The organism is Streptomyces sp. NPDC048197 (assembly GCF_043202395.1).
GTDB classification, from domain to species: Bacteria; Actinomycetota; Actinomycetes; order Streptomycetales; family Streptomycetaceae; genus Streptomyces; species Streptomyces siderophoricus.
Genome location: NZ_JBIDAJ010000011.1, coordinates 83,930 through 103,213, shown reverse-complemented (window position 1 = coordinate 103,213; position 19,284 = coordinate 83,930). Strand labels below are relative to the sequence as shown.

Sequence of the window (19,284 nt, the reverse complement as noted above, 5' to 3'; positions counted from 1 at the left end):
CCCCTTGACGCGGTGCCGAGGACCTGCCCATGATGGGGCCCTGGCACCCCCGTAGGCAGCGCGGGCAACGCCCCGCAAGCCCCAACGGACAGCACATTCGCCAGTTGTGGTGGTCGACGCTTCCAGCGTCCGAGAACGACCGGCGCCTCATCGCCCGGGCACAGCGACCGAGTTCCTCACCGAGGCACTCCTGCGTCGCGTCCCCGCAGCTCGTTCTCCTTCGGTTCGCGGGTGTACCGCGCCTTCTCGAACAGGCCCCGGCGGCAGCGCCGCCGGTGTACGCCCCTCATCTTCCGGTACGTCCTGCGGCTTTCCGGCCCGGGCGTCCGTTGCCGCTTCGTGAGGCACGCTCATGAGTACCACCCTGCCCTCGGGCATGATCCAGCGCACCGTCGACGGCGGGCGTCCGCTGCGCCGCTCCAGCGACCGCATCACCAGTCCGCTCCCGATGCGGCGCGACAGCGACCTCCCACCGATCTCACACACCGTCAGTTTGGTGATTCCGGCGCACAACGAGGCCCGCAACGTCCCGTGGGTGTTCAACCAGATCCCGCCCTCCGTCGACGAGGTGATCCTGGTCGACGGCGCGTCCGACGACGCGACCGTGCGGATGGCCGCGCACTGCCTGCCGTCCGTCCACGTGGTCCAGCAGACCGGCCACGGCAAGGGTGACGCACTGCGCACCGGCTTCCTGGCCGCGACCTGCGAATACATCGTCATGATGGACGCCGACGGCAGCATGTGGCCCGGCGAGATCCCGCACTTCGTGCACTTCCTCGACAACGGCTTCGACTTCGTCAAGGGCTCCCGCTTCATCGGCGGCGGCGGCTCGCTCGACCTGACCCCGGTGCGCTCGCTGGGCAACCGTGCGCTGCTCACCGTCGTCAACCGGATCTACCACGTCACCCTGACCGATCTGTGCTACGGCTTCTGCGCCTTCCGCCGCACCTTCCTCGACGACCTGCACCCGCAGGCGCCCGGGTTCGAGATCGAGGCGGAACTGATCGCCCACGCACTGCGGCTGGGACTCCGCATCGCCGAAGTGCCCAGCCTGGAACTTCCCCGCCGCAGCGGGCGCTCGCATCTGCATGCCGTCTCCGACGGCCGCCGGGTGCTGCGGACGCTGCTCGCCGAACGCCCCGGTGGCCGGCGCACAGCACCCCTGGGAGCGGGGAAGCGATGAACGGCCTCGGTCCGCGCACCGCAGCGGCCTGCCCCGGTCTCGCCGCCCGCGATTCGCTCTACACCCCCGCTCATGTCGTCGAGCTGGACCTGGCGGCGCCCGGTGAGCTGCGCTCACCCGGCGGCGCACCGGCCGCCGCCCCGGGTGGACGCGTGTTGGCGTTGGTGCGGCTGCAAGGACACCCGCTCGGCATGGTCAGCGCCCACGGTGTGCTCGGGGACACCACCGGCCTGTACCACGCGCTGGCCGAAGCCGCGCATCGCCAACTGACCACCACGGCCGCCCCGGAGGCACCCCGGACCGGTCCCGGTCGTCCGGCCCGGGGCCCGGGAGCGGCCGCACCGCCCGTGGTCACCGTCATCGTCGCCACCCACAACCGTCCCGGGATGCTGCGCCAGTGCCTGGACTCGCTGCTGCGGAGCCGGCATCCCTCGTACGAGATCGTGGTGGTCGACAACGCGCCGCGCGACGACGCCGCCGAGCGGCTGGTGCGTGACCGTTATCCGTCCCGGGTCAGGTATGTGAGGGAATCCATGGCGGGCCTGGCCCGGGCGCACAACCGCGGACTGCGGGCCGCCCGCGGCCGGATCTGCGCCTTCACCGACGACGACACCCTGGCCGACCCCGGCTGGCTGGACGCCCTGGAGCGCGCCTTCGACGACGGCGGGGCACGCGACGGCGGGGCAGCAGTCGGCTGTGTCACCGGGCTGATCGTGCCCGCCGAACTCGCGACCGCGGCACAGTCCGCGCTGGAGTTCCACGGCGGCTTCGGCAAGGGCTTCGCCCCGCGCAGCTGGTCACTGGCCGAGCCGCCCGCCGATCCGCTCTTCCCGTTCACCGCCGGGCAGTTCGGCTCCGGCGCCAACATGGCCTTCCGCACCGACGTGCTGCGGGAGCTGGGCGGCTTCGACCCGTCGACCGGCACCGGCACCCCGGCGCACGGCGGCGACGACCTGCTGGCCTTCTTCCTCGTCCTGGCCGCCGGGCACCGCATCGTCTACCGGCCGGACGCCGTCATCTGGCACCGGCACCGCCGCGAGGCGGACGCCCTGCCGGCCCAGGCGTTCGGCTACGGCGCCGGGTTCGGCGCCTTCCTGGCCGCCGCGCTGCGGCACCGCCCCGGGGCGCTGCCCGCCCTGCTGCGCCGGCTGCCGGGCGGCATCCGGCACGCCGTCGGCCGGGCCCAGGACCGCTCGGCGCCGGCCGGCGCCTGGCCGGCCCGGCTGTCCCTGCTGGAGCTGCGCGGCATGCTCTACGGACCGGTCGGCTATCTGCGCAGCGTCCGCGCCACCCACCGCGCCGCGACCGCCGGAACGGGACCGTCATGACCCCGCACACCGCTCCCCCGGGCGTCGCGGACCTGCCCGCCGCGCCCTACCTGGTCGTACTGCGCCGGCGGGTCGGCCAAGCGCTCCACTACGAGCCGCTGCTGCGCAACGGCCATGTGCTGGTGGCCAGTTCGCTGATGACGGCTGCGGTCGGCGCGTTCTACTGGGTGCTCGCCACGTCCTGGTACCGCCCGGAGACCGTCGGCCGCTCGTACGCCGTGATCTCCGCGGTGACCCTGCTCGCCGGCTTCGGGCAGCTCAACCTCTGCGACGTGCTGGTGCGGTTCGTCCCGTCGGCCGGCCGGCACACCCGGCGGCTGCTGCTGCGCAGCTACGCCGCGGCAGGACTGTGCGCCGGGCTGCTGGCCGGCGCCTTCCTCGTCCTGGTGCCGCTGGTCGCGCCCGGACTGGGCTTCCTGCGCGGCCCGTTGATCGCCCCGTTCTTCGTGGCGGGCACGATGGGCTATGCGCTGTTCATCGTGCAGGACGGGGCGCTGACCGGCGTCCGCCGGGCCCACTGGGTGCTCGGCGAGAACGCGGTGTTCGCGGTGGTCAAGGTCCTGGTGCTGACACTGGCCGCGGGCTGGGCGGTCAGCTCCGGCATCCTGCTGTCGTGGGCCGGGGCGCTGGCCGTCTCGCTCCTGGTCGCCAACTACGTGCTGCTGCGGCGGGCGGTGCCGGCCCACGAACGGGCGCACGCCGACGGGCGGATGCCGCCCCGGCTGCTCGGCTACGCCGCCACGGACTACGGCGGTGCCCTCTTCCGGCTGTCCGCCTACAACATCGTGCCGCTGATCGTGCTGGACACCCTGGGCGGCGCCCGCAACGCCTATTTCTCCCTGTCGTGGGTGATCGCGTACACCCTCTATCTGGCGACCTACAACATGGGCAGTTCGCTGCTGGTCGAGGCCGCGCACGACCCCGCCCGGATCAGCGAGCTGGGCCGCCGGGTGCTGCGGCACACCGGTCCGCCGCTGGCCGCCGCGGTCCTCGCCCTCGTCGTCATCGCCCCCTGGCTGCTGTCGGTGTTCGGCGCCGAGTACGCCGACCAGGCCACCGGCGTGCTGCGGCTGCTGGCCCTGTCCGCCCTGCCCAACCTGCTGCTCAACGTGGCCATCGACGTGGCGCGCGCCCGCCGCCGGCTGGCCTGGGCCGTCGCGCTCCAGGCGGCGCTGTGCGCCCTGGTGCTGGGCCTGACCGTCCGGCTGATCCCGCCCTTCGGCATCACCGGGGTCGGCGCCGCCTGGCTGCTGGCCGAATGCGCACTCGCCCTGCCGCTGCTGATCACGCTGCCGCGCTGGCTGCCGTCCCCCGCAAGGAGCCCGCGATGAACGCGATCGGATTCCGCCTCGTCGTCTCCGGTCTGCTCCAGGCGGTCCGCTTCGTGCTCGGCACGCTGTGCGGCAACGCGCCGGCGACCGCGCCCCCGGGCGGGGTGCGGACCGCGGAGGCGGCCCGCACCGGACCGAGCCTGACCGTCGTCATCTGCGCCTACACCCTGGCCCGCTGGGAGCAACTGCTGGACGCGGTCCACTCGGTGCAGCTCCAGCACCACCCGGCCGACGAGATCCTGCTGGTCGTCGACCACTGCCCCGAGCTGGCCCGGCGGGCCGAGCTCGCGCTGCCCGGCGTACGGGTGCTGCCCAACGCCGAGGCACAGGGGCTCTCCGGCGGCCGCAACACCGGGGTCCGGGCCGCGCACGGCGACATCGTGGCCTTCCTCGACGACGACGCGGCGGCCGACCCGGAGTGGACCGCCCGGCTGCTCGCCACCTACCACGACCCGCGGGTGCTCGGCGTCGGCGGGCTGGTCCGCCCCCTGTGGGAGACCGGCCGGCCCGCCTGGTTCCCCCACGAGTTCGACTGGGTGGTCGGCTGCTCCTATCAGGGGCTGCCCGAACACCGCGCGCCGGTACGGAACTTCATCGGCGCCAACATGTCCTTCCGGCGCGCAGAGATAGTGGCCGCCGGCGGCTTCCGCACCGACCTGGGCCGGATCGGCACCCGCCCGCTGGGCTGCGAGGAGACCGAACTGTGCCTGCGGGTCGCGGCCCGCAACCCCGACGGGAAGCTGCTGTACGAGCCGGCCGCCGCGGTCCGCCACCACGTGCCCGCCGCCCGCACCACCCGCGCGTACTTCCGGGCCCGGTGCTACGCGGAGGGGCTGTCGAAGGCGGCCGTCGCCCGGCACGCCGGTGCCGGCCCGGCGCTGGCCAGCGAACGCACCTACCTGCGCCACACCCTGCCGGCCGCGGTCGCCGACGGGCTGCGGCCGGGCGGCGAGGCACCGCCGCGCACCGTGCCGGCGCTGGCGACCGGGGTGACCGCCACGGTCCTCGGCTACGCCGTCGGCCGGCTGCGCCGCCCCATGGAACGCACCCGCGCCCAGGCCGCCCTGCGCGCCCTGGCGCTGCTCGCCCTGCCCGCCGCGCTGCTGCTGTGGCTGTTCTCCCTGCGCGGGGTGGACCTCGGCGCGATGAGCGACCTGGGCCTGGTGCAGGTCCTGCCGGTCACCTACTGGGCCGGGCTGGTGCTGATCGGCCTCGGCTTCTGCGCCGCGCTGTCCGACCGGCGCACCCGCGCCCTGCACCACGCCGGTTACGTGCTGGCGCTGATCACCTTCCTGCACGCCACCCCGCTGGTGCTCTACCCCGAACTGCGCTACTCCTGGGCCTGGAAGCACGTCGCGGTCACCGACGTCCTGCTGGACACCGGCACCCTGCCCACGGCGGCCGGCCGGCTGTCCATCTACGCCCGCTGGCCCGGCTTCTTCTGGGCCAACGACCTCTTCGTCAGCCACATCGGCCTCAAGTCGCCCGGTTCCTACGCCAGTTGGTTCCCGCTGCTGATCAACGTGGCGCTGGTGGTCCCGCTGCTGGCGCTGTACCGCTCCTTCACCCGCAGCCGGCGGCTGGTCTGGGGCGGCGCCTTCCTCTTCTTCAGCTGCTCGTGGGTGGGCCAGGACTACTTCTCGCCGCAGGCGTTCGCCTTCCTGCTGTACGTGTGCGTCATCGCGGCCGTCGTCCACCGCCTCCCGCGGCCGGGCCGACCGCGGGCGGGCCCGCCACCGCTGGGCTGGGCGGTGCTGGTGCTGCTCGCGATCGTCACCATCGTCGTGTCGCATCCGCTCACCCCGGCGATGCTGATCGGCTCGCTGCTCCTGCTGTCCCTGCCCCGCCGCAACCGCCGGGTGGCGCTGCCGGTGCTGCTGGTCGCGCTGGCGCTGACGCTGGCCTGGGACATGACCGCGGCGCGGCCGTACCTGGAGGAGAACCTCAACAACCTGATCAGCGGCCTGACCACGCCCGAGTCGAACGCCGGGTCCGGGCTGATCGGCCTGTCCGGGGCCACCAGCGGCCAGGTGATGGTCGCCTGGGCCGACCGGATCCTGTCCGCGGTGGTCTTCGTGTTCGCCGGGCTGGCGGTGCTGGTGCGGCCCTCGCTGCGGCGCACCGCCCTGCCGTGGCTCGCGGTGGCGCCGCTGCCCTGGGCCGTGGCCAACAGCTACGGCGGCGAGATGATCTTCCGGGTGTACCTGTTCGCGCTGCCCGCGACCGCGTTCGGCGCCGCGGCGCTGCTGCTGCCCCCGCTGCTGAGCCCGTCCCGCGGCCGCGGCCTGCGCCGCGCGCTGCGGCGGGTACGGGCCGCGGCGGTGCCGGTGGTACTGGTGGCGCTGTTCGGCGCGCTCTCCCTGGCGTACTTCGGCAAGGAGAACGTCAACTACTTCACCACCTCGGAGACCTCGGCCGCCAAGTGGCTCGCCACGCACGCCCCGGAGGGCTCGCTGATCATCGGCGCCTCGGACAACTTCCCGTACGCCTACCACGATTACGAGTACCACGACCGGATCTGGCTGTCCGAGGCGGCGCCCGGCGACCAGTGGCAGGTGCGCAGCGACCCCGCGGGCGAGCTGCACGTGCTGGCCGGCGCGGGACCGCCGCGCCCGGCCTACCTGATCCTCAACCGGGCCCAGGAGGCCCAGGTCACCGCCACAGGAGCGCTGCCGCCGAGCACCCTCGCCCATCTGCGGAGCGCACTGGCGCACCGCTCCGACTATCCCGTCATCCACCGCACCGCCGACGCGGTCATCTACCGCATCCTGCCGGAGCGCACTGCAGGAGGTTCCTGAGAGCACTTCCGGATCCACACGGGGGTCCCGAAAGGACACCGGTCATGAGTGCCGTGCCCGTCTTCCTCTACCACTCGGTGACCAGCGATCCGCCGCCCTGGATCGCGCCGTACACGGTCACCCCGCGGGCCTTCACCGAGCAGCTCGACCGCATCGCGGACGCCGGGCTCACCGTGGTCCCGCTGCGCCGGCTGGTCGCGGCCATCCGCGGCGGGCCCGCGCTGCCCGCCCGCTGCGCGGTGCTGACCTTCGACGACGGCTTCGCGGACTTCTACTGGTCGGTGGCACCGCTGCTCACCGAACGCGCCCTGCCCGCAACGGTGTTCATCACCACCGGTGCCGTGCATCCGCCCGGCGGCGCCCCGGAGGGCAGTCTGCTGCCGCCCGCCGCCATGCTGAGCTGGCGGCAGATCGCCACCCTGGACGCGCTCGGCATCGAGATCGGCGGCCACACCGTCACCCACCCCCAGCTGGACGCCGTGCCCGCGCAGCGCGTCTGGCACGAGGTCGTCGACTGCAAGCGGCGGCTGGAGGACGCGCTCAGCCACCCCGTCTACGCCTTCGCCTATCCGCACGGCTACTCCAGCGGTGCGGTCCGCCGCACGGTACGGGAGGCGGGCTGGACCTCGTCCTGCGCGGTCCGCAACGCCCACGCCACGGCCGACCGCGACCCGATGCGCATCCCCCGCCTGATGGTCCGGGCGGACACCCGGCCGGAGCAGTTCACCCAGTGGGTGCACGGCGGCGGCGCGCCGGTGAATCCCGCCGGGGAGTCCTTCCGTACGACGGGCTGGCGCCTGTACCGCCGTACCCGCGCCCTGCTCGGCCGGCCGGTCGGCGGGCCGTCGGAATCCGGCACGCTGCGACGGGAAACGGCATGACACACCCAGCAGGGTGACGCACCTCACATAGTCCAAAGTGGATGATTGCCTCCCCGCGGAGCGCGTTCAGCGGTTGGCTGGAGCCGACATCGTCGCCCGGCCCTCCAGGCCCCGCACGGGAAGTGTTTTCATGTCACGTCGCTTACGCGCGTTACGCGCCCTCGGCCTCGCCCTCCTCCTGGCCACCCTGTCCCTCGTCACCGCCCCGTCCGCGAGCGCGGACACCCGTACGGCCGTCGGGGGCGGCACCGGGATCATCTTCCGGCTGCAGCCGACCCCCGAGGAGCCCACCGGCTTCTACGTCTGCACGCTCACCGCGGTCGGCCGGGACGCGGCCGGCAATCTCGTGGCCCTGACCAACGCCCACTGCTTCATCGACGAGGCGGGCAACAAACTGGTCGGCGAGAAGGTCTACCGGGACCGCTCCCCCTCCGGGACGGCCTTCTCCCCCGCGCCGCTCGCCGACAGCCGCCCCGACCTGGACACCGGCGTCATCGGCACGGTGACCTACGTCAGCACCCCCAACAACCTGCTCAACTCCGGCCCCAAGGGCCTGGACTACGCGGTGATCAAGCTGGACGAGAGCCGGGTCGCGCCGACCAGCACGGTCGGCGGCGTCACCATCACCTCCCTCGGCGCCCCGCCCGCCAATGGCACCCGGATGTGCAAGGAAGGCCACCGCACCGGCCTGACCTGCGGTATCAAGCTGGGCACCCACGACATCTGGTTCACCCACCTCATCTGGACCGACGGCGGTGACTCCGGTTCCCCCGTGGTCGACGGCCACACGCTGGTCGGCAACGCCTGGGGCGCCCAGCACAGTTCGCCGATCCTGGGCATCCTCGACGAGATGAACGCCCACGGCGGCGTCGGCGCCGGTTTCCACCTCGCCACCTGAGCCCGCCCGGAGCGCACGGGCCCGCCCGGCGGGCGTCGTGGGTCCGGGCCCGTGCCGCCACCGGCTCAGTGCTGCCAGACCCGCACCCAGTCCACCGACATCCGGGCCAGGTGCACGTCCGGCGGCGGGAGCTCGGGAAACCCGACCGCGAGGGTGAAGAGCAGCTCCATCGGCACGTGCGGGATCTTCGCGGGGTCGGTCACCCGGAACCTGAGCTCACCGTCGATGTACCAGCTGAGCGCGTCACGTTCCCAGTTCAGCGCGAACACATGGTGACCGGCCGGGAAGTCCACCGGCCCGAAACTGCCCGCGGTCGCCCGTTCCCCGCCGTCCGGCCCCCGCCAGTGCACCGTCATGTCGATCCGCCGGGGCGTCTGCAGCACCTCGGCGATGTCGATCTCGGGGGGCGTGAACCGCGAGGCCGGCATCAGCCAGAAGGCCGGCAGCATCCCGCCCTGCGCGGGGATGCGCACCGAGGCCTCGAAATAGCCGTAGGTGAAGACGGCGCGCGGGCGGGCGTTCCAGGAGCTGCGGCCGGTGGAGACCATGCCGGAGGTCCAGGGGTAGTCGCGGCCGTCCGTCCCCCGGGTCGTCCGCCGCCGGGCGGTCAGGGTGAGCCGGCCGCCGCCGACCGAGACCTGCCCGGGCCGGTACCACTCCAGCTCGTCGTTGCCGCGGTTGGTGCACCCGCCCCGGTTCCAGTCGTAACACGTGGTCCACCTGGCCGGGTTGAGCCGGTCGCCGCTGAAGTCGTCGGCGAAGACCTGGTGCCAGGGCCCGGGGCCCTGCGGGCCCCGCGGCCGGGCGGACGTCCCGCCGTCATGGCCGCAGCCCGCGGCGGCGGCGAGCACCAGAAAAAGGCTTGCGGCGGCCCGCACCACTCGGGAAGATCCCATCGGCCGCCTCCCCGGCGCGCTACGGAGCACTCACGAAGATCGTCCCCCAGACCGGGACGGTCCGCTACTTTCCCGCTCCGCCGCCCGGAGGCCCCGGCCACCCCCCTCCTGACGCCTCCCGAAGGACCGGCATGACCACCGAACGCATCTCCCCGCCCCTACGCGCCGGCGAGCGGGAGACCCTGCGCGCCTTCCTCGACTTCCACCGCGCGACCCTCGCCATGAAGGCCGAGGGCCTGTCCGACGAGGACCTGCGCCGCCGCTCGATGCCGCCCTCCACGCTCACACTGCTCGGCCTGGTACGCCATATGGCCGAGGTGGAGCGCACCTGGTTCCGCCGGGTGATCAACGGCGAGGACCTCCCGCTCGTCTGGTCCGCCGAGGGCGACTACCAGGCGGCCTACGACCCGAACGGCTCCACCGGCGCCGAGGCGTTCGCCGCCTGGCAGGAGGAGGTGGCGCACGCCCGCCGCATCGAGCAGCAGGCCCCGTCCCTCGACGTCACGGGCTACCAGCCCCGCTGGGGCGAACATGTCTCGCTCCGCCTGGTCATGCTCCACCTCATCCACGAATACGCCCGCCACAACGGCCACGCGGACTTCCTCCGCGAGGGCATCGACGGCACCGTGGGCGCCTGAACCGTCCGGGCGCCCGGTGGCCGGTCAGCCCAGTTCCAGGCTCGTTACGCCGTACGTGCGGTGCTGGTCCGTCGGGGGGACCGGGCCGGTGTACATGCGGACGGTGTGGGAGCGGGGGGTCAGGCCGCGGCCGGTGGCCAGGGCGTGGGCACCGGCCCGGGGGCCGGGGATGTCGAGGAAGACCTCGTCGGTGGGGGCGAGGGTGGCCACCAGGGCGTCGAAGAGCGCCTCGGCGACCCGGTCGGTGTCGGCGAAGAGCGGGCCGATGCGGTGCCCGGTGCGGGCCGGGCGCAGCACCCCGTAGCCGGCGATCTCACCGTCGCGCAGATACGCCCGGGCGGTGTGGCCGGGGGCGGTCAGCCAGCGGGTGACGAAGCGGCGCCGGTCGGCGGGGAAGCAGCGCAGGTCGTAGCCGGCGAGCGCGTCGAGGTGGGAGCCGGTGACGGGGACGACCTCGGGCGGCGGCGGGGTGCCGTCACGGTCGGGCCGCCCGCCGTGGCGGACGGTCTCGTAGGCGGGGATGAATCCGGCGCGCCGGTAGGTGGCCTGCTGGGCCGGGACGGCATCGAGGCCGACGGTCCGGGTCCCGGCGTGCGGGACGGCGGCGCGCCAGGTCGAAAGGCCCAGGCCCTGTCCGCGGAGGTCGGGGTGGACGAGGTAGTGGCCGAGGAAGGCGTAGGACGCGGAGTAGTTGACGACGGAGACCGCGGAGACCGGCCGGTTGCCGCGGCGGCCCAGGAAGAAGCCGTCCGGGTCGGTGGGGTGGAAGCACGCGGTGTCCTCGCGGCCGGGGTTCCACTCCTCGTCGGCGGCCCACTGCACCACCTGCTGCCAGTCGTCCGGCGTGGCGGTGGTGACGGTGAGTTCATCGGTGGCGGGCATGACGGGTGATCGGGTCCCTTCCGGTGGGGGCAGCGGGAGTCGGGGCGGCAGGGGATCAGGTCCCTGGTGTCCTAGATCAGGTCCATCGCGGCGACCTCGTCCGGGCGGCCGTAGCTGACCGGGCCCTGGAAGCGCCGGCGGGCGGTGGCGAACCACCAGACGGTGGCGATGACGAGCACCACGGCCAGGGCGAGCGGCGCGTAGTTGAAGGAGTCGGGGGTGATCGGGGACGCCTGCGGCAGCATGAAGAGCACGTTGCTGATCAGGATCCAGATCACCGCGATCGCCGCGACCGGCTTGCCGTAACGGCCCAGGTGCCACGGCCCGGCCTGGAAGTCGTCCAGCCGCAGCCGCAGGAAGATCGGCACGGCGTAGGCGAGGAAGAGCCCGACGACGTTGACGCTCACCACCGCGGTGAAGGCGGTGTGCGACCACCAGCCGGGCACCACCAGCACGAGCGGGCAGGCCGCCGCGAGCCAGACCGCCTTGACGGGCGTCCGGGTGCGGGTGGAGACCGAATGCCACCAGCGGGAGCCGGGCATCGCCCCGTCCCGGGAGAACGCGAAGATCTGCCGGGTATTGCTGGTCATGTTGGCGAGCCCGCAGAACAGCATCGCGCCGATGACGATCAACAGCAGGAACTTGGCGGTGCTTTGGCCGAGCGCGTCGATGAGAATCTGCACCGGCGGCGCCTCGGCGCCCGCCGCGTGGCCGTAGTCGCGAATCGCATAGACCAGGGCGAGCATGAGGATCAGCCCGGTGATCGCGGAGTAGGTGATGGACCGCATGATGCCGCGGGGTGCGTTGACCGTCGCCTTCACGGTTTCTTCGGACATGTGGAAACTGCCGTCGAAACCGGTGAAGGTCCAGCTGGTGACGAGCAGACCCAGCATTCCGCCGTACATCGCGTTGGTGAAGCCGGTGTTGTTGACGAAGTGGGTGGCGAACGCGGGCGATTGGTGCTGGTCCGGAACAAAGGTGAGCGCCCCGACGATCACCACCATGCCGATCAGCAGCCACCAGACGGAAATCCGGTTCACCAGTGCAACGAGCCGGACGGTATACGTGTTCGCGAGCGCCTGGACGAGCAGGATGGCGGCGGTGATGAGCACGGTCTGCTGCGGCGTCGGCGTGTAGGACGGCCACTGCATCGCGAGGAACGCCTGGATGAAGGTGGCGGCCGCGAAGTTGGTGGCGGCGGTGCCGCCGACCTGGCCGACGAAGTTCAGCCAGCCGGTGTACCAGGACCAGGCGCCCTGGTGCCGCTTGGCCAGCTTGCCGGCCGAAAAGTAGAGCGCGCCGCTGGTCGGGTAGGCGGAGGCGATTTCGGCCATCGCGGCGCCGACGAACAGCACCATGACCGACACACCGATCCAGCCGAGGACGAGGATCCGCGGCCCGCCCGCGTTCATGCCGAATCCGAAGGACGAGAAGATCCCGGAGATGATGTTGATGATGGTGAACGAGATGGCGAAATTGTCGAACGCGCGGAATCTCCGGGTGAGTTTCCGCGGATAGCCCATGGCGTGCAGTGTGGCGTCATCGTCGAGAGTGGCCGGGTCGGCCGGGCGGGGGGATTTCGAGCGGGTTATTGAGGTGCGCTCGGACACAACCGCAACCTTTCTGGGGGGAATTTCCTGCGTCAGGTGTCGTGCGGTACCGGAAGACCGCAGGAACGTCTGGCTTTCGACAATTGCTCCGCCGGATCGCCGAATGCACTCCAGGGCATACGGGAGGCGTACGGCCCCATCGCCGTGAGGACCTCGCGCGCCTCGAATTCGTGTTTCGCCATGTACAACGCATGTGCCAGGTAGGCCAGATCGAGTACCGGAGTGAAGCGGTAGCCGGGCACCTCCGGCAGCCAATTGCGGTGGATGCTCAGCGCCGCGCTGATCCACTGGGGCTGTTCCCAGGTGTGGTCGGCGAGCGGCGCCGCGGGGTTGTAGTCCTCGACCAGGGCCACCAGGGGCAGCAGCCGGAGCGCCGAGGTGGCCGGCGCCCGCTGGCTGAGGAACGCGGCCACGTCCCAGCTCGCGCTGGACGAACCGCCGTAGCGGGGGAAGAAGAAGGACAGGAAGCGGTGGTGCGCCTCGCGGTGCCAGGGGTCGAGCCGGAGGATGTGGGCGAAGAGGTACCAGGGGCCGGCCGGCGCGGTCAGCAAACCTTGTGGCGCGGGGTCCAGGGGGCGGTCGAGGCGGGTCAGCGCCAGCTGGGCGACCCAGGGGGTGGGGTCCTCGGGCAGCAGTTTCGCGGCCCGGTCGCACGCCGTCCGGGCGATCCGCGCCAGCGCGCCCTGCCGCCGGTCGCCGGCGCCGGCGTCGGCCATCCGCAGCGCCCGCAGCATGGCCACCCGGGCCCAGAGCAGGGCGGCCTCCGGGCCGGGCTCCTCGGCCAGCCAGCGTTCGGCGAGGTCCGAGTCGGCGGCGACGGAGGCCAGGACGAGCGAGCGGTGGGCGCGGACCTCGAAATCGTCGCGGGTTTCCTTCAGGACGTCGTGGGCGCTCAGGTACCGCCCGGCGGTGACGTCCATGCATGCCCGGGCCAGCGCCCGGTCGTCGGCCGCCGGACTCCACACGTACTGCCCCTCGAAAGAGCCGGCCGCCATGGTCCCCTCCCGGTCACGAAGGCGTCATCCGCCACACCGCATTCCAGCCGCGCCGAATTCAGCTGGCCCTGCCACCGGTCGAGCAGCAGCGGGCCACACCCTACTCATCATCAACTCGCCAGGAAAACAGTCGCCTGGAATATCTGGTTCCGCACCCTTTTGCTCTGACCCCGGAGAAAGAGATTGAAGAGGAAACCACTTTCCGGCCAACTTACCGAAGACCGCTTCACTTTGACCGCCCTGCGGCCGCAGCGCATTTAATTGGCATATTCAGGCGTTCACCCACCCTCCACAAGTGGAGGCCGTCGACGCCCTACCCCTCCGTATCGCGCCCGACTCCCCTGTTCGACGCCCCGCGACGACCACCGATCCGCCGGGCCGGACCCACCCGCGCGCCGACGCCCCCCGCCTCTCGGCCAGTTCGCCCGCGATTTCCGGCCATGCCGGACCGGAACCCGCTCCGGGCCGAGAAGTCGGCGCGAGCACGGCACGGAGACCGCTCCGGGTGTCTTCGCGGCGTGCTTCCAGGCGCAAACGACTCCCACACTGATGACGACCCCTCAGATTGCGGCAATTTTTCGCACCTTCGTTGAACGAAACGACGTCCCGGGCCGGTCACAACCCACGCTTTCGCCAAGGGAGTTGGCGCACCCCAAGCATGGATTCGACCCAAGAGCAACCGAAATTAGCGGAAGCTACTTTCCGGAAGCGCGCGATCACATGTAGCGTTCGTTCCGACCGGAGGCCGTGGTCACGCACCACGCCATGGCCGAGTACGGGCATGGGCGCGAACGTTCTCGTGGCACGGACGGAGCGATTGCCCCCGTTGGGCGCAGCCGCCTCCCACGTGCCTGTTCGCCACCACGCCCCACCACCGGATCAACGTCGCGATGGCTGCACAGCACCTCAGCACCCTTCGAACGTCGAGCACCGCCATGTCTGTCCGTACACGCCTGCTTTGCAAGAGGAATGGGCCCAGATCATGTTTATGAACTCCTCGACGACCCCGCTTGCGTTGCGACCGGAAGCCGATTTCGGCCGCCCGGTGACGGCCGGGCCCGGCGAAGGGCCACCCCTGGCGGTCGACCGGCTCCCGGACGGCACCTGGCAACTGACCCTGCACTCCCTGGAGCCCGTCTCGGTGCACCGGCTGCCCTCGGACGAGGTTCACATCATCCTGGCCCCGCCGGGTGAGAACCCGCCCCGTCCCGAGGAGCCGGCGGCCGCGCCGGCCCCCCGCCCGGAGCCGATCCAGATCGACAACGCGGCCCGCACGGTCTTCATCAAGGGCCGCCAACTCGGCCTGCCCAAGCTCGAGTTCGATCTGCTCGCGCACCTCGTCCGGCATCCCCAGCGGGCCTTCACCCGGGAACAGCTGATGGCCGCGGTCTGGCCGAGCTGTCAGTCGAGCACCCGTACCGTCGACGTGCACATCGCCCGGTTGCGCCGCCGCCTCGGGCCGGGCCTGCGCGATTCGATCCGCACGGTCTTCGGCATCGGATACAAGTACCAGCCCGCTCCCACTCCCTGACGACGGCCGGCACCCCTGCGCCGTACCTCAACCACCGGCGGGAACAGCGGGGTTGAGATGCGCCGGGGTGCCGTCCGCCGGCTCCTTGCGGACGAACGCCCGGCGCAGGGCGTGGTACGGCTGGTCCGGGTCGAAGAAGATCCGGTGCATACGGGCGAGTTCGTGCTCCCGGTAGGCGGCGAGCGGCCGCTCGGCCTCGTCCCGTTCCCGGGCGTCCTTCTTGGCGGCGATCCGCGACTGGACCGCCGACGAGGCCGCCAGCCGCCGCGCCAGTTCGGTGGTCCGGGCCGTGAAGTCCTGCGCGGCGCAGTCGACGGTCCGGTCCACCAGACCGAGCCGCTGCCCGGTCGCGGCGGTGAGCGGCAGGGCGCGTGTGGTGAGCCGTTCGGCCGCCTCGCGCCCGGCCCGGCGGGGCAGGGTGTAGGTCCAGTACTCCGAGCCGTAGAGCCCCATCAGCCGGTAGTGCGGGTTGAGCACCGCGGCCGAGCGGCACCACACCTCGTCGGCGGCGAGCGCCAGCATCACCCCGCCGGCCGCGGCATTGCCGCCGACCGCGGCGACCACCAGCCGGTCGGTGGTGGTCAGCACGGCCTCCACGAGGTCGTCCATGGCGTGGATGTTGGCCCAGGACTCCTCGGCGGGGTCGGCCGCGGCCTCGATCACGCCCAGGTGGATGCCGTTGGAGAAGAAGTCCCGGCGGCCGCCGAGGACCAGCACGGACGTGGGCCGGGTGCAGGCGTGGCGGTAGGCCGCGAGCAGCCGCCGGCAGTGGTCGGTGCTCATCGCCCCGCCGGGGAAGGAGAAGGTGAGGAAACCGGCCGGGCCCTCCTCGCGGTAGCGGATGTCGCTCCAGGTACGGGGGGCGTCGCCCCGGTCGAGCGGGGCCGGGACCTCGGGGAGCGGTGGCAGGCGGTCGCCGAGGGCGAGGGTGGCGGGAAGCTTGACGGTGCCGGGCTCCCCCGGCCGGCGCGGCGCCCGGAGTTCGGGGATCCACACCGCGCCGTCGGCCGTCGCCCGGCAGATCGCGCCGGCCCGGGTGGCGAGAAGTTCACCCGGCCGCCCGCGCAGGGTGTCCTCGGGATGGCCGCCGTGCAACATCCAGGTGGAGCCGAGGAGTTCGTCCCGTACGCCGGGCCGGGAGTCGGCGGCGCGGAGCTTGCGTACCACGGTGGCGGTGGGGTCGGCGCGCCAGTCGATCCGGCGCAGATCCTGGCGGAACGGCGGCCGGGGGCGGCCGGTGCGTGCACTCGCGGGCAGGGTGGCCTGGGGCTGCGGGCGGTGGGTGCCGGAGGCGACGCGCTCCACGGCGGTGAGCACCGCCTCGACGGCCGCGTCGGCGATCTCGTTGCGGTACAGGTCGCTCTTGCCCACCTCGGGGACCGGGCAGCTCGCCGAGGCCCAGATGTCGCCGGCGTCCATCTCGTCGTTGGCCTGCAGGACGGTCACGCCCCAGGTGTCCGCACCCAGGTGCACCGCCCAGTCCAGGGAGGACGGGCCGCGGTCGCCGACCGGGCCGGGGTGCACGATCAGACAGGTGTGGGCCGACCACACCTCCCGGGGGACGGCCGTGGTGAGCATGGGCGCCACGATCAGGTCGGGGGCGTGGCGGCGTACGACATCGGGCAGCGGGGTCCGCGGAGTCACCAGTTCCACGCCCACCCGGTGGCCGCGGTCGCCGAGTTCGGCATGGACGCGCTGGGTCAGGCTGTTGAAGGCGCCGGCGATGAGCAGAATGTGCACAGCTTCACTCCCCTGGTGCGGCAACCGGTGTGCGGTGGGCCGGGGTGGCCGGTGGTGAGCGTTCCCCGGGCACGGCCGCGGACCGCGCGCCCGCCCGGCAGGTCCCCCGATCGGCGACGGCCGGATGGCGCAATGCGCCGGGCCTGGCCCCCTCCCCGTCCGCGCGGGCCGGGCCTGCCTGAGCGACCGGGACCGACCGAACGACCGGGATCGGCCGAACGACCGGAACTGACTGCCCGTCAGGTAGTTCCGGGCCGGCGGTCAGCTCGGCGGTATCCCGCCAAAGTTGGCGCGCCGCGGCCGCTTCGCACCGCCCCTCCATTGCCTTTCATTGACATTTGCTTGGCCAGCCTTTTACTTTCTGTGTGCGGCATCGGCGCAGGTCAGCGCCGTTGCCGGACCGTCTTCCGCACTCTCACGGAGGTTCCCATGGAGCAGCTCATCAAGAAGATGGCCCAGGACGACGTGTGGCGCAGCTGGCTCGCCGCCAACTCCGCCTCGCAGGCGGCGAAGGAGGGCTGCATCAGCGCCGCACCCAAGGCCGGCTGCATCAGTGCCGCCCCGAAGGCCGGCTGTATCTCCTGACCCGTCCCGGCACTCCCCGGCGCCCGGGAGCGGGCCACGGCAGCGGCACTTCCCCCGCCGCCGGCCCGCTCCCGGGCGCCGCACCCGTCCCGCCGGGGACACTCACCGTTCTTCGCCGTTTCTTCGCCGTTTCTTCGCCGTCTTTCTCCGTTCTTCTCCGAGCCATGACGAGGGTTCCATGGATGGTCAGCCGACCGCCGAGGTCATCGAGCAGATCCGCGACATCCCGCTCTACCGCGCATCGCTGGCGAAGGGCTATTTCCCGGTCCTCGACAAACCGGACCTCGCCCGCGGCTTCCCCGAGAACTGGATGACCCCCCGGCTGGCCGCGGCCCTGGAGGCCGGGGAGGCGGAATACGTGCTCTCCACGGGCACCAACCACGCCCGGATGCAGCTGATCCGGCCCCCGTACTTCCTGCTGCACTCCTACTACCGGCTGTGGAGCGAGCATCCGGACATCGCCGGGACCTGGGAGTCGGGCTGCCGGCGGGTCTCGCTCACCACCGTGCTGGCGACCGAGCACGTGGCCCGGGTCGGCGCGGCCCGGCGCGGCGTCCCGCCGGCGCAGGTGCCCTCCTTCGAGGAGCGGTGGCTGGACGACCGCACCTGCTACCTCAACCTGCGGCTCGACCCCGCGCGGTGGGAGCGCGACGAGGTGGTGCGGATGCTCCGGGAGATCGAGGCGGCCCGGCAGTCGCATCCGCAGGGCCAGTACCACCTCGACTGTTCCGGGTACCACCTGGCGCATCTGCTGCGGAAGGTCGGGGAGTGGGGGCTGTGGGACGACTTCCCGCCGCCCGCCAGCATCGTGCACGCCTACGAGTACACCCCGGTCAACGTCCGGCGCTTCCTGGCACAGCACTTCGACTGCCCGGTCATCGACCTCTTCGGCAGCACCGAGCTGGGCTACCTCTACTTCAGCGACCGGCGCGGCAGATACCGGCCGTACCTGGACGGGATGACCGTGGAACTCCATCCGGTCGCCCCGGGAAGCACGATCCACGAACTCGTCGTCTCCAGCGTGCGCAATCCCTTCATGCCGCTGATCCGCTACCGCTCGGGCGACTGCGTGCGCACCCTGGACGGCACGCCGGACCCGGACCGGATCGCCCAATTCTGCGGCCGCCGGAAGGAGTTGCTGCCGACGCGGAACGGGCCGGTCGCCCAGGGCGACCTCGACCGGTGCCTCGGTGAGCTGGCCCCGGACGTGTTCCTGCACCAACTGCAGCTGACCGGCCCCGGCGAGGCCCTGCTGGCGTACACCACCTTCCACGGCACACCCCTCGGGGCCGACGGGTCCGCCGCGCTGGCGGACGCCGTCGGCGAGCTCACCGGGCGGCGCTGCCGGCCGGTGCACCACGCCCACCTCCCCATCGGGAAATCCGGCAAGTACGCCTGGCTCGTCGACGCCGACTGAGGCGCACCCCCTCCCACCCGCCCGTCCGCACCGCACAGGAGACCCATGACCAGCCGCCCGCCGATATCCGCCGACGCCCTCCGGGAGCTGCTCGGGGAAGCACTGCACACGGAGGTCACCGACCATTTCGCCGCCCGCGGCGAGGCCCCGCGGGAGTTCGTGGCGCGGCAGGTCACCGAAGCCCTGCGCTACCTCTTCCTCGTCTCGCGGTACCGCGACCGGCTCGGCGGCCTCTTCCTCCCGGTCGAGCAGGACATCGACGAGATCTGGCACTACCTCATCCTGCAGACCCGGGAATACCGCGCCCTGTGCGAACAGCGGCTGCCCGGGCGGTACTTCATCGAGCACCGCAGCATCGCCTACGAGGACTATCAGCAGGAGCCGGGCCGCGAGCAGGTCCTCGAGGAGGCGCTGCGCTGGATCCCGTTGTACTGCGCGGAGTTCGGGCCGTTCGACGAGGGGGCGCTGCCGCACTGGACGATCGTGCGCTTCCTCCACGAGCAGCTGGGGATGACGCTCGCGGACATCTCGGCGCTGAAGCCGCCGGCACCGGTATAGGGGACCGCGGATC

The 19,284-nt window shown here is 72.3% G+C and carries 16 protein-coding genes; 11 read left to right on the top strand and 5 right to left on the bottom strand.

The features are described 5' to 3' along the window. The first annotated feature begins 352 nt into the window (after positions 1-352). From ACGF4C_RS17315 to ACGF4C_RS17290, 6 genes are all read left to right on the top strand, one after another. The gene (locus ACGF4C_RS17315) at positions 353-1,183 is read left to right on the top strand and encodes a glycosyltransferase family 2 protein (protein ID WP_393567088.1); all 831 of its coding nucleotides are present in this window, start codon (positions 353-355) and stop codon (positions 1,181-1,183) included. After that, positions 1,180-2,511 carry a glycosyltransferase family 2 protein gene (locus ACGF4C_RS17310; RefSeq protein WP_393567087.1) on the top strand — a complete coding sequence of 444 codons (1,332 nt, stop codon included), beginning with the start codon at positions 1,180-1,182 and terminating at the stop codon, positions 2,509-2,511. Before ACGF4C_RS17315 ends, ACGF4C_RS17310 begins: the two co-directional genes overlap by 4 nt. After that, on the top strand, positions 2,508-3,842 hold the full coding sequence (locus ACGF4C_RS17305; protein WP_393567086.1) for a lipopolysaccharide biosynthesis protein: 1,335 nt from the start codon (positions 2,508-2,510) through the stop codon (positions 3,840-3,842). Before ACGF4C_RS17310 ends, ACGF4C_RS17305 begins: the two co-directional genes overlap by 4 nt. Continuing rightward, positions 3,839-6,640: a glycosyltransferase family 2 protein gene (locus tag ACGF4C_RS17300; RefSeq protein WP_393567085.1), complete on the top strand. Its 2,802-nt coding sequence runs from the start codon at positions 3,839-3,841 to the stop codon at positions 6,638-6,640. The genes ACGF4C_RS17305 and ACGF4C_RS17300 overlap by 4 nt, the downstream gene beginning before the upstream one ends. 44 nt (positions 6,641-6,684) lie before the next feature. Continuing rightward, positions 6,685-7,521, top strand: coding sequence for a polysaccharide deacetylase family protein (locus tag ACGF4C_RS17295; RefSeq protein WP_393567084.1), 837 nt, complete (start codon positions 6,685-6,687; stop codon positions 7,519-7,521). 130 nt (positions 7,522-7,651) lie between these two features. Continuing rightward, positions 7,652-8,419, top strand: coding sequence for a trypsin-like peptidase domain-containing protein (locus tag ACGF4C_RS17290; RefSeq protein ID WP_393567083.1), 768 nt, complete (start codon positions 7,652-7,654; stop codon positions 8,417-8,419). A gap of 65 nt (positions 8,420-8,484) precedes the next feature. Here ACGF4C_RS17290 and ACGF4C_RS17285 read toward each other — a convergent pair whose 3' ends face one another. Further along, positions 8,485-9,315, bottom strand: a complete 831-nt coding sequence (locus tag ACGF4C_RS17285) for a family 16 glycosylhydrolase (RefSeq protein ID WP_393567081.1) — start codon at positions 9,313-9,315, stop codon at positions 8,485-8,487. A gap of 131 nt (positions 9,316-9,446) precedes the next feature. On the opposite strand from ACGF4C_RS17285, the gene ACGF4C_RS17280 reads away from it, so the two are divergent. Beyond that, complete coding sequence (locus ACGF4C_RS17280; RefSeq protein ID WP_393567079.1) at positions 9,447-9,953, top strand: DinB family protein; 507 nt, start codon at positions 9,447-9,449, stop codon at positions 9,951-9,953. A gap of 24 nt (positions 9,954-9,977) precedes the next feature. Here ACGF4C_RS17280 and ACGF4C_RS17275 read toward each other — a convergent pair whose 3' ends face one another. The 3 genes from ACGF4C_RS17275 to ACGF4C_RS17265 form a co-directional block, all read right to left on the bottom strand. Beyond that, complete coding sequence (locus ACGF4C_RS17275; protein ID WP_393567077.1) at positions 9,978-10,835, bottom strand: GNAT family N-acetyltransferase; 858 nt, start codon at positions 10,833-10,835, stop codon at positions 9,978-9,980. Positions 10,836-10,906: 71 nt separating this feature from the next. Then, complete coding sequence (locus ACGF4C_RS17270; RefSeq protein ID WP_393567245.1) at positions 10,907-12,358, bottom strand: amino acid permease; 1,452 nt, start codon at positions 12,356-12,358, stop codon at positions 10,907-10,909. A 119-nt stretch (positions 12,359-12,477) separates the two neighbouring features. Beyond that, positions 12,478-13,440, bottom strand: a complete 963-nt coding sequence (locus tag ACGF4C_RS17265) for a hypothetical protein (protein WP_393567075.1) — start codon at positions 13,438-13,440, stop codon at positions 12,478-12,480. 988 nt (positions 13,441-14,428) lie between these two features. Here ACGF4C_RS17265 and ACGF4C_RS17260 point away from each other — a divergent pair. Continuing rightward, the gene (locus ACGF4C_RS17260; protein ID WP_393567074.1) at positions 14,429-14,971 is read left to right on the top strand and encodes a winged helix-turn-helix domain-containing protein; all 543 of its coding nucleotides are present in this window, start codon (positions 14,429-14,431) and stop codon (positions 14,969-14,971) included. A gap of 27 nt (positions 14,972-14,998) precedes the next feature. Here ACGF4C_RS17260 and ACGF4C_RS17255 read toward each other — a convergent pair whose 3' ends face one another. Further along, on the bottom strand, positions 14,999-16,711 hold the full coding sequence (locus ACGF4C_RS17255; RefSeq protein ID WP_393567072.1) for a hydrogenase maturation protein: 1,713 nt from the start codon (positions 16,709-16,711) through the stop codon (positions 14,999-15,001). A gap of 429 nt (positions 16,712-17,140) precedes the next feature. Here ACGF4C_RS17255 and ACGF4C_RS17250 point away from each other — a divergent pair, with 429 nt between their 5' ends. The 3 genes from ACGF4C_RS17250 (at position 17,141) to ACGF4C_RS17240 (ending at position 19,271) form a co-directional block, all read left to right on the top strand. After that, the gene (locus tag ACGF4C_RS17250) at positions 17,141-17,296 is read left to right on the top strand and encodes a hypothetical protein (protein ID WP_199816252.1); all 156 of its coding nucleotides are present in this window, start codon (positions 17,141-17,143) and stop codon (positions 17,294-17,296) included. A 178-nt stretch (positions 17,297-17,474) separates the two neighbouring features. Beyond that, positions 17,475-18,713 (top strand): hypothetical protein, encoded by a 1,239-nt coding sequence (locus tag ACGF4C_RS17245; RefSeq protein WP_393567070.1) that lies wholly within the window; start codon positions 17,475-17,477, stop codon positions 18,711-18,713. 45 nt (positions 18,714-18,758) lie between these two features. Continuing rightward, a complete protein-coding gene (locus tag ACGF4C_RS17240; RefSeq protein WP_393567068.1) occupies positions 18,759-19,271 on the top strand; it encodes a hypothetical protein in 513 nt (170 codons plus the stop codon). Positions 19,272-19,284 lie beyond the last annotated feature (13 nt).

Bases quoted from the DNA above. Each gene is read 5' to 3' on its own strand.
- ACGF4C_RS17310 (WP_393567087.1), top strand. From the start codon at position 1,180: ATGAACGGCCTCGGTCCGCGCACCGCAGCGGCCTGCCCCGGTCTCGCC.
- ACGF4C_RS17295 (WP_393567084.1), top strand. From the start codon at position 6,685: ATGAGTGCCGTGCCCGTCTTCCTCTACCACTCGGTGACCAGCGATCCG.
- ACGF4C_RS17305 (WP_393567086.1), top strand. From the start codon at position 2,508: ATGACCCCGCACACCGCTCCCCCGGGCGTCGCGGACCTGCCCGCCGCG.
- ACGF4C_RS17245 (WP_393567070.1), top strand. From the start codon at position 17,475: ATGGATGGTCAGCCGACCGCCGAGGTCATCGAGCAGATCCGCGACATC.
- ACGF4C_RS17280 (WP_393567079.1), top strand. From the start codon at position 9,447: ATGACCACCGAACGCATCTCCCCGCCCCTACGCGCCGGCGAGCGGGAG.
- ACGF4C_RS17290 (WP_393567083.1), top strand. From the start codon at position 7,652: ATGTCACGTCGCTTACGCGCGTTACGCGCCCTCGGCCTCGCCCTCCTC.
- ACGF4C_RS17315 (WP_393567088.1), top strand. From the start codon at position 353: ATGAGTACCACCCTGCCCTCGGGCATGATCCAGCGCACCGTCGACGGC.
- ACGF4C_RS17265 (WP_393567075.1), bottom strand. From the start codon at position 13,440: ATGGCGGCCGGCTCTTTCGAGGGGCAGTACGTGTGGAGTCCGGCGGCC.
- ACGF4C_RS17300 (WP_393567085.1), top strand. From the start codon at position 3,839: ATGAACGCGATCGGATTCCGCCTCGTCGTCTCCGGTCTGCTCCAGGCG.
- ACGF4C_RS17270 (WP_393567245.1), bottom strand. From the start codon at position 12,358: ATGGGCTATCCGCGGAAACTCACCCGGAGATTCCGCGCGTTCGACAAT.
- ACGF4C_RS17275 (WP_393567077.1), bottom strand. From the start codon at position 10,835: ATGCCCGCCACCGATGAACTCACCGTCACCACCGCCACGCCGGACGAC.
- ACGF4C_RS17260 (WP_393567074.1), top strand. From the start codon at position 14,429: ATGAACTCCTCGACGACCCCGCTTGCGTTGCGACCGGAAGCCGATTTC.
- ACGF4C_RS17240 (WP_393567068.1), top strand. From the start codon at position 18,759: ATGACCAGCCGCCCGCCGATATCCGCCGACGCCCTCCGGGAGCTGCTC.
- ACGF4C_RS17250 (WP_199816252.1), top strand. From the start codon at position 17,141: ATGGAGCAGCTCATCAAGAAGATGGCCCAGGACGACGTGTGGCGCAGC.
- ACGF4C_RS17285 (WP_393567081.1), bottom strand. From the start codon at position 9,315: ATGGGATCTTCCCGAGTGGTGCGGGCCGCCGCAAGCCTTTTTCTGGTG.